General features: G+C 43.0%; 11 protein-coding genes. 4 read left to right on the top strand and 7 right to left on the bottom strand.

All coding sequences use genetic code 11. The features are described 5' to 3' along the window. Positions 1-39: 39 nt before the first annotated feature. From RP262_RS08175 to RP262_RS08145, 7 genes are all read right to left on the bottom strand, one after another. On the bottom strand, positions 40-987 hold the full coding sequence (locus RP262_RS08175) for an alpha/beta hydrolase (protein WP_311154822.1): 948 nt from the start codon (positions 985-987) through the stop codon (positions 40-42). A gap of 60 nt (positions 988-1,047) precedes the next feature. Next, positions 1,048-1,593 (bottom strand): hypothetical protein, encoded by a 546-nt coding sequence (locus RP262_RS08170; protein ID WP_311154821.1) that lies wholly within the window; start codon positions 1,591-1,593, stop codon positions 1,048-1,050. Continuing rightward, on the bottom strand, positions 1,590-2,189 hold the full coding sequence (locus tag RP262_RS08165; RefSeq protein ID WP_175859727.1) for a TetR/AcrR family transcriptional regulator: 600 nt from the start codon (positions 2,187-2,189) through the stop codon (positions 1,590-1,592). The genes RP262_RS08170 and RP262_RS08165 overlap by 4 nt, the downstream gene beginning before the upstream one ends. A 343-nt stretch (positions 2,190-2,532) precedes the next feature. Further along, on the bottom strand, positions 2,533-3,198 hold the full coding sequence (locus RP262_RS08160) for an HXXEE domain-containing protein (RefSeq protein ID WP_311154820.1): 666 nt from the start codon (positions 3,196-3,198) through the stop codon (positions 2,533-2,535). Positions 3,199-3,214: 16 nt separating this feature from the next. After that, positions 3,215-4,993 carry a serine hydrolase domain-containing protein gene (locus tag RP262_RS08155; RefSeq protein ID WP_311154819.1) on the bottom strand — a complete coding sequence of 593 codons (1,779 nt, stop codon included), beginning with the start codon at positions 4,991-4,993 and terminating at the stop codon, positions 3,215-3,217. 17 nt (positions 4,994-5,010) lie between these two features. Continuing rightward, positions 5,011-6,792 (bottom strand): serine hydrolase, encoded by a 1,782-nt coding sequence (locus tag RP262_RS08150; protein WP_311154818.1) that lies wholly within the window; start codon positions 6,790-6,792, stop codon positions 5,011-5,013. Between the two features lie 102 nt (positions 6,793-6,894). Beyond that, positions 6,895-7,707, bottom strand: a complete 813-nt coding sequence (locus tag RP262_RS08145; RefSeq protein ID WP_311154817.1) for a CPBP family intramembrane glutamic endopeptidase — start codon at positions 7,705-7,707, stop codon at positions 6,895-6,897. 427 nt (positions 7,708-8,134) lie between these two features. Between RP262_RS08145 and RP262_RS08140 the strand changes: the two genes are divergently transcribed. The 4 genes from RP262_RS08140 to RP262_RS08125 all read left to right on the top strand — a co-directional run bounded on the left by RP262_RS08140 (position 8,135) and on the right by RP262_RS08125 (position 11,705). Beyond that, positions 8,135-8,815, top strand: coding sequence for a response regulator transcription factor (locus tag RP262_RS08140; protein WP_002907256.1), 681 nt, complete (start codon positions 8,135-8,137; stop codon positions 8,813-8,815). A 1-nt stretch (position 8,816) separates the two neighbouring features. Further along, on the top strand, positions 8,817-9,692 hold the full coding sequence (locus RP262_RS08135; protein ID WP_268689285.1) for a sensor histidine kinase KdpD: 876 nt from the start codon (positions 8,817-8,819) through the stop codon (positions 9,690-9,692). Between the two features lie 455 nt (positions 9,693-10,147). Next, entirely contained in the window at positions 10,148-10,978 is an 831-nt protein-coding gene (locus RP262_RS08130) for a CPBP family intramembrane glutamic endopeptidase (RefSeq protein ID WP_311154816.1), read from the top strand. Between the two features lie 109 nt (positions 10,979-11,087). Then, entirely contained in the window at positions 11,088-11,705 is a 618-nt protein-coding gene (locus RP262_RS08125; RefSeq protein WP_002910627.1) for a helix-turn-helix domain-containing protein, read from the top strand. The last annotated feature ends 67 nt before the right edge of the window (positions 11,706-11,772 follow it).

Genomic DNA, 11,772 nt, shown 5'->3' with positions numbered 1-11,772 from the left:
CTTTAGTCTAACTGAAATTTAAATACTTTTCAAGATTCATTATTTCAAGAATTCCTTTATTTGCTGGGCGATTTCCTCTGGCTTTTCATCATGGATATAATGGGAGCCTTCTAATGTCACAAGTTTGGCTTGGGCATTCTGCGCCACAAACTCTTCCTCTAGCTTGGGAGCTTCTCCGCCTTTCTGGACAGCCGCAAAGATAAGAGTCGGAATCTGCGGCACGGGTTCTTTGTTAATCGTTTCAACATTTTTCTTCCGATCCTTGACTTCGTTCATGACCGCCTGGGTGATTGACCGCTGGTGGAACAAGGCTTTAAAGACAGCTTTTTCCTGATTATTGAGGGCTCCAGACTTTATGGCTGGGCTGCTATTTTCATCAAAGAAAATCGGTAGGCGAGCCAAGCCTAACATTCTCCCCAGCTGGATAGTCTGATAAGAACCATAAAATTTCTGCTGGTCAGCCACCTCTGTATGGGGCATGGTCATATCCAGCCCGATAATAGCTTCTACTTCTTCTGGGTAATGATTGGCCCAGTGAATCGTTTCTAAACCGGCAATCGAATGCGGAACCAAAACATAAGGCCCGGATATCTTAGCAGCTTTGAGGGCCTTACGTGTCTGCTCTACCTGTCTATCCAATGAGCGATTATCGTTCCCATCATCGCTGTAACCATAGCCTAGACGTTCTACCACGACGATGCGATAATCCTCCTCTAGCTTGGAATAAAGAGCCTTGAAATCCAGCACCGGAGCATTGGTGCCCAGTCCCGCTAGGAAAACCAAAGTCTTCTTGCCCTTGCCGGCAGTGTAGACATTAAGCTTCTTACCCTCTACCTCGACTAGCTGACCAATCGGCTTCTCAATGAGTTTGCTTTCCTGAGCTATTTGAAAGCGGTGATAGAGAAAGATAGCCAATAAGGCCAGAGCTAAGAGTCCTACCAGCCAAGTGATTGTTTTAAGGATAAATATAAAGATTCTTTTCAACATAGGGATTCCTTTCTGTTCATCATATTTTAGACTCGCATACTTTTATTTATAATCTTTACTTCAAGCGGTCATATCGTGATTTACACTAAAAGCGAATAGAAGTTTAATCAGGTAAAGTGATAAAAGAGCTGTCATACTGATTGGCAATTTACTGTAACTAATAAGAAGAATGCAACCCAACCCCGCCATAGAAGCACCAGTTAATGCTTGCTCCCTGCAATCTTTCAGTAGTTCGCTAACAAACAGAGCGCCTATCATCGCACCAAGCCAGACCATAGTACAGATTAGTAAAGATTGATTAAAAAGTAGAGCTAGAAGTAAGGGCTGAATATGAATCAGGAGGAAAATACATCGTCGTTTTACAGACTCCTGATAATAATGATTAGTCCCTTGAGTTAAATTAGCGATCACTCCTCCGCTGATATCTACAGATAAGAGGCAAAAAGTGATGATTTGCCATAATGGCCAATTCTGATCTGGCAAGGAAAGACGCCAGAGTAATCCAGTTACCAGAAAAGAGAAGGTCATCGTTATAACTATGGTCATCAGGCTTGTTTTCCGTCCAAATAGTTCCTGTAAAAACTTAGGTGTGCAAATATCTCTCAATATTTTATTCCTCCCTGCCCCATGATAAATTCTATCTGTTCCAATCCTTTTTCCATTAAAAGTGATGGTGGCATATCCGTATAAAGATATCGGATTACCAAAAGCCCTAAATTGTTATAAAGTATTTCCAGCAGGAGGTCGATTGGGTAGTTTTCTGGCAGTAGATGAGCCTTGCTTTCCAAGTAAGTCTTAATTGATTGAAGATATTGACTATCAAGATACAGCAAGTTGCTCAAATATTGACTGGAATCAGTATCAGAGGTGAGGATTTGAAAAATGCTCTGCCAGTCGGACTTCTCAACTTCAGTTATAGTGCCAACATCAGATATAATCTGCTTTTTAATACTTGCCACAAGCTCTGTATAAGTCTCAGCATTTTCATCAAATTTTGTAGTCAACTTAAACTGCTTCTGGATAACTATTTCAATAAAAATTTGCCCCTTGCTTTTAAAATAATTATATAGAGTTCCAGTAGCTATATCACAGACTTCTGCAATCTCTCGCATAGAAACTGCTCCAAAGCCCTTAGAGCGAAACAACTCCCCTGCCACTTCTAAAATAGCTTGACGATTCTTCTCTTTTTTACTTACTTTCATTTTTAAATCCCTTTTTAATATGAATGTGTCCATTTTATGAACTTGTTCATATTGTAATAAATAAAATATAAAAAATCAAGAAAAAACTAAATACAATTTAGTGGTCAAAAAATAGAAAGCCAGAGAGACTGGTCAGGTGTGTCTATATTATTGTTTCTGTCGCGATAGAGTTGGAAATAACAGCTAACAAACATTAGATATGTCTGGTTGGCCGCAAGGCCAAACTTAAAATAGTAGAATAGAACTAGGCAACTTTTTGGTTTTCGGTGAGTATTAGTCACTCAGCTATGCCTTCAACTTCTCATAGAATTTTTAAAGAAGATTATGAAATGGGAAAGGGAATTCAGTTTTTTTCTCTTGCGATATATTTTTCATAATAACGATTGCTATCAAAAGGATAAGGGGTCTCTTTTGATTTGAACAGTTGCTCAGGGATAAGAACGACACTACTTACAAGAACTATTCCACTGATAATGGCTAAAATGATTATTGGCAAACTGGGGAGATTTGTAGGATACTGGCTCAGAACATAGTAGAGAGCATGAAGCGTAAAGACAACCGCTGTCGCAAAACCTGGGTTATAAATGGTTCTTTTTCCTACTGTACGAAAACGTCGATACACACTGAGCCCAAAAATCAGGTGGCCAATCATTTCAAAAAAGCAAAAGATAAGATTCCAGATGACAATGATCTGATTGACACCGTAGAAAAGACAGACAATACCAATTAATTCAGCTAACATAATAGTCAGCATATCAGAAAATTGATTCATAGGATAGCGATCGGGCTTTCGAGAGCGCCGAAGCATGTTGTAGTTATAATGAAAACCGCCAGGAAATCTCCATTCCTCTAGACAGTGCAAAGGGAGCATGACATAGATTATAGCTACAAATCTGCTTCCAGCATCTAGTGTGGTCCAATGTGTGATAAGATATAAGAGAATACCGATTCCCATAACAAAAAGAATGGGAATCCAGATTTTTAACCAAACAGAAATCAGTTTGAACATAATAACACCTCATTTATCAAAGTACCCACCACTGGTAGAGGGACCAGTAAAGGATATTAGCGACCACTGCCAAAGCAGATAGACTGGTCATGGCCGTCAGGAAGAGGCGGCCCTTGCTGAGCTTTTCTCTGGATTTTCTGAAAAGCGGCAGCAGAGCAGCAGCGGTTAGCAGGAGTCCCAAGGCAGCAAAGAGCATGTAGCGCCAAGGAGCTAGAGAATCAAGGTCATCAGCCATCAAAGGTATCATAATCATTAGTAGGTTTAGGGGAACAGCCAGAATACCAAGAGAAGTCAGTAGATTCCAGACCTTCCAAGTGCGGTCTGTGCGCTCAACAGTTTTTCGGGAAATCAAGCGATAAGCTCCTAATAAAAGGCTGATGATGAGCGTTCCAAAACTATAGACAATTCCAAGGATGCCTAATCCTAAGATGATATAGTCCTTATAGAAGTCGAAAGCAGAGATTTTCTCATAGTCCACCACAGCGACGGGAATTGTAATCCTTCCCTTGCTCTTATAGATAGTCCAAAAATTGGTACTTAAGATTCGGTTCTGAGCAGGATTGTCAATCTTCTCTATTGAGGGCATCATGAGTCTTAGAAAGGACAAGGGACCATGGAGATAGGTGCGCGGAGAACGGTAGTAGCCTGGTGTAAACTGCTTTTGAGTCTCTTCGTCAGCTGTTTTGCGTCTTCCGAAAACCAGTTCAGGCATTTGGTAGTTGTAATTCTCTTCCATGCTTTGATTGGTCATGACTATGTAGCCGATGCCACTTTCCAAGTCTAGCATGAGACGAGAGCTGAAACCATCAGTATTGCCGCCGTGACCAATGATGCTGACTCCGTATTCATTGATCCAAAAACCGTGGGCATTACGGGCTATGTCTGTACCTAGATAGGTCGAAGTGGGAGTGTAGAGAGTATTCCAAGTTTCTGGACGTTCAAAGAGAACCTTGCGCCCCAGCAGAGCCTGAGCAAATTTCTGTAAATCCTCCAAGGTACCGGCTGCTTGGCCAATTGAGTAGAGACCATACTCATAAAAAGCTGTCCCTAGTGAATTTCCCTTTGTATCATAGGCCTTAGATTCTTGACGTTTTTTCTGAACATAGGGATTATCAGATAAGTCCGGTAGGAGAGCAGTCTTGTCCATGCCAAGCGGCTGGAAGATATGCTCGTGGGTATAGTCAGCAAAGGTCTGGCCGGAAATCCGCTCGACAATCAGAGAAGCGAGCCCAGCACCATAGTTGGAATAAGAGGTTACTGTTCCAGGTTCAAAGGACTGGACAGGCTGGAGCATGCGTAGATTTTCCTCTATATTTTTATCACCTTTTGTGTAAGACAGAGATTCATCAAATCCCGTCTGATGATTCATGAGATCCAGCATCGTGATAGCTTTATCGAAGTGCAGATTTTTAAGAAAATTCTCTGGCAGATAGGTCTTGATATCTTCCTCTAGGTCAATCTTTCCTTGTTCCCAGAGTTGCATGACAGCTATCCAGACGGTCAGTTTGGTCACGGAGCCCCATTCAAAGACGCTACTGTTGTCAGCTTTGATGCCTTTTTCTTTATCCATATAACCGAAGTTGCCTTGGTAAATGGTGCTATCCTTGTCAAATACTGCCGTTTCCATAGCAGCAGTCGTCTTTTCATGCTCCTTGACATAGTCTTGGATTTTCTGGCCAATCTGGTCACGTTCGATACCAGATGGGAGTTTCTGTTCTTCAGCCAGTGCGGTAATTGGCCGAAAGAGTCCTATAGTCAGAAAAGTTAAAAGGATTAGGGAAAATGTTTTTTTCATAGCTGGCTCCTTTCATATTAGAATACCCACCACTGATATAGAGACCAATAGAGGATATTAGCGGCCACTGCTAAGGCAGATAGGCTGGTCACGGATGTTAGGAAGAGGCGGCCTTTGCTGAGCTTTTCTCTGAACTTTCTGAAGAGAGGTAACAGAGCGGCTGCGGTTAGCAGGAGTCCCAAAGCAGCAAAGAGCATGTAGCGCCACTGAGCGATTTCGCTGAAATCTCCTGAAGTTGCTGACATGAATAGCAGAAAGAGATTGATTGGAATAGCCAAAATACCAACAGCTGTTAGGAGGTTCCAGACCTTCCAAGTGCGGTCTGGCTGGTATTGTTTCTTGCGAAAGATAAGCCGATAGACTCCTAGAAGCGGGCTGATGATGAGCAGGCCGAGGGCGTAGATGATACCAAGTCCGGCAAAGCCTAGAACAACATAGTCTTTAAAGAAATCAAAGTCAGAGACTTTCTCATAGTCTGCGACAGCCACTGCGATACGGGTCTTGCCTTGGCTCTGATAAATGGTCCAGAAGTTGTTTGGCAATCGCTGATCGTCAGATGGTTCCTGCAAGTAGTCTGCGGAGGCTGGAATCATTTTAAAGATAGCCAGAGGCCCTTGATTAAAGTTACGCAGAGTGCGATAATATCCTGGACTGAACTGCTCTTTGGTTTCCTTACTGGCTGTTTTGCGCGGTCCAAAGACGAGCTCTGGCATTTGGAAATTATAATTTTGCTCTGTACCTTGATTGGTCATGACGACATAGCCGATACCGTGCTCCAAGTCCAGCATTATCCGTGAAGTAGCGCCAGGTGTATTTCCGCCGTGGCCCAACACAGTAGTACCGTATTCGTTGGCCCAAAAGCCATGAGCATTGCGGATGATATCCGTGTCAGGGTAGGTGGAACTGGCAGTATAGAGGGTGTTCCAGGTCTCTGGGCGCTCAAAGAGCGTCTTGCGAGCCAGCAGGGCTTGGGCGAACTTCTCCAAGTCTTTCAAGGTGCCAGTAGCAGCTCCGATAGGATAGATGCTAGTGATGAAATGGTCCTTGCTCAGTAAGTTTCCTTTAGTGTCGTATCCTTTGGTTTCTTGACGCTTTTTCTGAACGTAGGAATTGTCTGATAGATCCGGCAAAATAGCCGTTTTATTCATGCCCAGTGGTTGGAAAATATGCTCATGGGCATAGTCGGCAAAAGTCTGACCAGAGATCCGCTCGACAATCAGAGCAGCCAAGCCAGCACCGTAATTTGAATAAGCTGTGACTGTACCGGGTTCAAAAGACTGAATAGGTTGTTGTTCTTTAAGGATTTCTTCGATACTTTTATCTTCTTGTAGGTACATGGTTACCTCATCAAATCCTGCCTGATGACTCATCAGATCCAACATGGTGATAGGTTTGTCATAGCGGAGATTTTTGAGGAAGCCCTCTGGCAGATAGGTGCGGATGTCTTCTTCTAGGTTAATCTTACCTTGCTCCCAGAGCTGCATGACAGAGACCCAGATGGTTAATTTGGTTACGGAGCCCCATTCAAAAACGCTATCATCATCAGCCTTGATGCCTTTTTCCTTATCCATGTATCCAAAGTTGCCTTGATAAATGGTACCATTCTTGTCAAAGACTGCCGTCGCTATGCCGGCTGTTGTCTTTTCATGTTCCTTGACATAGTCTTGGATTATCTGGCTAATCTGGTCACGTTCGATACCAGATGGTAGCTTTTGAAGCTCCTCAGCCGATGCAGTAATTGGCCAGAAGAGTCCTAGAGTTATAATCGTTAAAAGCGTTAGAATAAATGATTTTTTCATAGCATTTCCTTTCTGTTCAACTTTAGTATTCACATAAGCTGAGTTCAGATAGTCGGCGCAGTCTCCTTTTAATTTTAGAATCAGGCTATTCTTATTTTTTTATCATGAATTTTTCGCCTCCTTATCCGCCCGATACCAGAGATAAATACTGTAAAGGGTCAGAATGCCCAAGCCGCCAAGGTAAATGAGGGAGTTAACCTGAGAGAAATCAAACTTATCAGCTAGGTTGATGCCGACAAACGTTGCTATTAGAATATCTAGTAGGGCATGGAAAATCATACAGGCAAGGACAGATTTCGTCTTATTATGCAGTGCAGCAAACCAGATGGACTGGACTATACTTACAATGATAAAGACTAGAAAGGGATCCTGACTTCGATCATAAAAGCGGTCATAAAACCAGAGAGGAATATGCCAGCAAGCCCAAGCTAGTCCGGTTATCGAGGAGGCGATAAACATAGAGAACTTCTTTTCCAAAGCCGGCTGCAGAAAGCCTCGCCAGCCAGGCTCTTCCATGCCACCAGCCAAGGTCATAAGGTAGATAAAGGATCCAATAAATGAAAGCAGAGCTCCGTCTACTAGCTTGCCTCCGGAAGCTAATGCAAAAGTCACTGCCAGACTTCCACTGAAGAGTAGGAGATAGAGCCAAGTCCCTTTCTTGCTTGAGAAGATAAAGGAACAAATGGCTTTGAAGCCTTTTATTTTCAGCACTATTAGGCTTGCTATCACCGGTCCGAACATACTGAGACTCGTTAGGAGGCCTTCCAGAGTCAGATAGAGTATAGGTGGATTTTCCGGCCAGAGATTTTTGAGAATGATAGCTAGCAACATAAATCCCCAAGTCCAGCCGAAGTTCCAGGCCAGGAACGGCCAGACTAGTTTTGGTTGTGGTTCTATTCTTGTTTCATTGGTCATAGGATTTTCTCCTTTAAATGGTTTGATTTTTGTACTCTGATAAGGTCATTGATTTTTTGCTTCATTTAGCTGTACTCTGTACAAAAGACGGCATTTGCACTTCAGCTCTTGTTGAAAAATCCTTGACCTTAAGATTGATAAAAGAATCAGTCAAATCAATTTCTTCATGCGGTTCTCCTTTTTCCTTAGCCCTCAAGGGCGAAAGCAATACTTTTAAAAACGATTTTGCAAAAAATTTTAAACATTCTGAGCCTCCTTTTTATAGCACATACATTTCTTATTTCTTTCTATTTTAAAGTCCGATTCTCAAATATCCTTCAAGTAATTCTAAAATATTTCTAAAGTTTTTCGAATAGTCCATCTTTTATTGACTTAGCCTCTTATCCTTGCTACACTAGTGATAGGAAATTTCTGGAGGCGAGTGTTTATGGCTCATATTTTACTCATCGAAGACAACAGTGATATTCATGAAATTCTAAAAGATCTTTTTCAGAAGGAACACACGGTTTATTCCGCCTATTCGGGGACAGAGGGCATTTCGCTGTTTGAGCGGGAGGAGATTGATTTGGTCCTTCTGGACATCATGCTGCCGGGGAAGAATGGCGATGAAGTGTTGAGGGAAATTCGCAGCAGCAATGCTACGGTGCCAGTGGTTATGCTGACAGCCCTTGGGGAGAAAGCGCTGGTTAGTCAGTACCTGCTGAATGGTGCTAATGATTATATCGTCAAACCTTTCAATCTGGATGAGGTTTTTGCCCGTATTACCGTGCAGCTGCGCAGCCAGCAGGCTTTGACTGGCGAGGAAGAAGGCCAGTCCTTTAAAAATATCCGTCTGCTCAAGGCTACCTTTGAGGCGGTCTGCGGTGAGAAAAGCGTCCGTCTGAGCAAGAAAGAATATCATATCCTCCAGCTCTTGCTCCGTCATCCCAAGAAGATCTACACCAAGGAAGAGCTCTTTGAGCAGGTCTGGGAAGAGAGCTATCTGCCTGGGGATAATACCCTGAATACCCACCTCAGCAATCTACGTAAGAAACTGGCTCAGTTGGACCCAACGGAAGAATACATAGAGACTGTTTGGGGACTGGGTGTCCGGCTTAAGGAGGACTGATATGTTGGTGTTAGTCATTTTATTTGCCCTTATCAGTCTGTTTCTGGCCATTGGTTTCATACGCTATCATCTGGCGGTCAAGGATGTGGCACAGCAGATTCGTCGGAAGCGGCAGACAGGGAGCCAGAATCGTCTGGCTCCTGCTGCTCATGCACCCAGTATTTTAGAGCTGACAGAGGAAGCTGAGCTGCTCTTTCGGGAGCTAGATAAGACGACCTTTGTTGTTCAGCAGGAAAAGAAGACGCTGGATATGGCTATCAGTAATATTGCCCATGATATCCGCACCCCTCTGACCATTGCCAGCGGCTATACCCAGCAGCTCTTGAAGGATGAGAGTCAGGAAAGTCAGCAGCTAATCAAAATTGCAGATAGTCTGGGAATGGTATCCAAACGGCTGGAAGCCTTGATGGAGTATCGCCGGCTGATGGAGGGAGCTATACGGGCCAATGTCCAGCCGACAGATATATCCCAGCTAGTAACCCAGCAGCTTTTTACTTATTATGACGCCTTTCAGAAAGCCCAGATTGACTTGCAGGTAGAGCTGGCTGAAGGTCTAGAGTTAGAGACAGACCCAGAAATTTTAGAGCGCATTGTCCAAAATATGATAAGCAATGTCCTCAAGCACGGCCGTAAGGCCGCCAGCATTTCTCTGAAAAAAGAGGGCGAGCATTGTATCTTTACCGTCAAAAATATCGTCCAGCAGCCTATCCAATATCTGGATAAGCTGACTAATCGCTTTTACTCAGAAAACCTATCCAGCAGCGAGGAGTCTTCAGGGTTGGGGCTCTACATCACCCAGCAGTTAGTCGAAATCCTAGGCGGGGACTTGACAATGAAAGCAGAGGACGACTGGTTTGAACTGGTTGTGACTTTGTAAAAAAGACTTAAAAAATCAAAACAAGGAAGGCTCAGCTCTATCAGCTAGTCTCAAAATCCGCTCAAAAAACCTCAGTTAATTTTCGAATTGGCGGAGGTTTGTTTTTAGATTAAGTCGAAGAAAGGCATGATAAAAATGTCTTTTTGTTTTGTGATCTGAAAAGCTAGTTAGTTTAGAGAGGCCATTTTACCGGTCAAAGTGAAAAATCAGCCAACTGCTCTAAACCCTTGATATAACTGACTTGCAACTGACAGTTGACAATGATTCCAAGTGCAATCACTCAAAAAGCAACTAGGTTTTTTCTTTATTCCAAGTCCAGTCGCTAGAAAGGCAACTGGCTTTTTTGTTAATCTGAAAGCAGAAGCCAAGTTTTTGATTTCGGAATGAACGAGTCGCTGTCTTTGAAGATTTGGATCAAAAACTTGAGTTTAATTATATTATAAGGAGGTATTCTCATGAATACAGAAACAACTATCAAACCACAACCAAAACTAATTTTGCCGTTCCTAGCTTGGAACTTCAGCTGGACATGGGGATTCTGGCTGCTGGATATCATCCTCAAAAACCTTTGGCCAGACAGCCCACCTACAGCCTATCTTGCTCTTGAAGCTATTCTAAATGGTATTGCTATGTTTGGGCCTATGCTGGCTAGCCTGATCGTACTGAAAAAGAAAGGCTTCAAGGCCATTTGCTCCTATCTCTTTTCAGGCAAGAAAGAGACCTGGCTTTATTTGCTAATCTATGGTGGCGGTCTGACTGCCTTCTATGCTCTAGCTTCTGGCGGCAAGCTGGTAGACGGCGCTTTAGTAAGATTTCCTTGGTTTTTTATATATTGTATTGTCCTATCGGGCGGGATTGAAGAATTCGGCTGGCGCGGCTTCCTACAGCCGGCCTTGGAGAAAAAGTTTTCTTTCTTTGTCTCTACCTTGATGACCGGTATTATTTGGGCCATCTGGCATATTCCTCTCTGGTTTTACGATCGCTTTTATGATCGAAGCCAGGACCTTTTCTCAGTTTTTATCATTTTCAGTATCCTTCTATCTTTTTGGCTTGCAGCTCTGTATAAGAAGACCCAGTCTGTCCTTGCTTGTAACATCTTTCATGCACTCTCCAACACTCTCATCTCGACTTTTGTTGGAATAGCTCAAGCTAACAATTTGGATTTTTCTCAAGTTAATCCCTTCTTTTACTTTGGAGGTGTGATTCTCCTGACACTTTATAGTATCTATCTCTGGTATCGGACGGATAGGGAGGAAAAAGCTCTTCCATCTAAAGAAGAAGTCTAGCATTTTATGAAGAGATGACAATCAGACTTTGCAGTCTCTCCGCCTTGTGCTATAATAAGTTTCAATGAAAGAAAGTATAAAAAATAAGAAAGAGTAGGTAAAACAATCCATGAATCTATCAGACAGAATCCAGTACCTGCGAAAAGTGCGGGGCATTTCTCAGGAGGGGCTAGCCGAAAAACTCGGTGTGTCTAGACAGGCCGTTTCCAAGTGGGAGAGCGAGCAGAGTATGCCTGATTTGGATAAGATCATTTCCATGAGTGACTATTTTGAGGTGACCACAGACTATCTGCTCAAGGGAATTGAGCCTGTAGTCCAGAAAGAGGAAGAGCAGTCAATCAAGCACAGGAGAATAGCCAGCAATATTTGCTATCAGCTCTCTCTTGGCTTTGTCGGTCTGGGCATCATCCTCTCCATTATCCTAGCTGATTTTCTCAAGATCAGTATCTTGCTAACGCCGGTGCTGATCGTTCAGGGAGTAGGGCTGCTGGTGTGGGGAACGGGCCGCAATCTATCCGAGGTAAGACCTTCTTTTCAGGTTAAGCTAGCCTTGATTTTATTCTTGCTCTTTGTTCCCCTCGGATTTCTATCTAATGTTCTTTTTCCTCTGGGCAAGATCTTTCCATATCCGACCAGTTTGGCAGCTAGTCTTACCTTTGTCACTTTCTACCTTATCCTAGGAGTCTGCATCAGTCTGTTCTTGAAAAAGCAAGATTGGAAGCAGTGAAAGAAAGCCGATAAAGAGGGCTAGACCAGAAAGGGTGAAATCTGCTCAAAAAAACTCAGCTAATTTA

The organism is uncultured Streptococcus sp. (assembly GCF_963456385.1).
Classification (GTDB): domain Bacteria; phylum Bacillota; class Bacilli; order Lactobacillales; family Streptococcaceae; genus Streptococcus.
The sequence above is the reverse complement of the archived record's forward strand: the minus strand, read 5'-3'. Positions and strand labels throughout refer to the sequence as shown.

Bases quoted from the DNA above. Each gene is read 5' to 3' on its own strand.
- RP262_RS08160 (WP_311154820.1), bottom strand. From the start codon at position 3,198: ATGTTCAAACTGATTTCTGTTTGGTTAAAAATCTGGATTCCCATTCTT.
- RP262_RS08135 (WP_268689285.1), top strand. From the start codon at position 8,817: ATGTTGGTGTTAGTCATTTTATTTGCCCTTATCAGTCTGTTTCTGGCC.
- RP262_RS08130 (WP_311154816.1), top strand. From the start codon at position 10,148: ATGAATACAGAAACAACTATCAAACCACAACCAAAACTAATTTTGCCG.
- RP262_RS08145 (WP_311154817.1), bottom strand. From the start codon at position 7,707: ATGACCAATGAAACAAGAATAGAACCACAACCAAAACTAGTCTGGCCG.
- RP262_RS08125 (WP_002910627.1), top strand. From the start codon at position 11,088: ATGAATCTATCAGACAGAATCCAGTACCTGCGAAAAGTGCGGGGCATT.
- RP262_RS08165 (WP_175859727.1), bottom strand. From the start codon at position 2,189: ATGAAAGTAAGTAAAAAAGAGAAGAATCGTCAAGCTATTTTAGAAGTG.
- RP262_RS08175 (WP_311154822.1), bottom strand. From the start codon at position 987: ATGTTGAAAAGAATCTTTATATTTATCCTTAAAACAATCACTTGGCTG.
- RP262_RS08155 (WP_311154819.1), bottom strand. From the start codon at position 4,993: ATGAAAAAAACATTTTCCCTAATCCTTTTAACTTTTCTGACTATAGGA.
- RP262_RS08140 (WP_002907256.1), top strand. From the start codon at position 8,135: ATGGCTCATATTTTACTCATCGAAGACAACAGTGATATTCATGAAATT.
- RP262_RS08150 (WP_311154818.1), bottom strand. From the start codon at position 6,792: ATGAAAAAATCATTTATTCTAACGCTTTTAACGATTATAACTCTAGGA.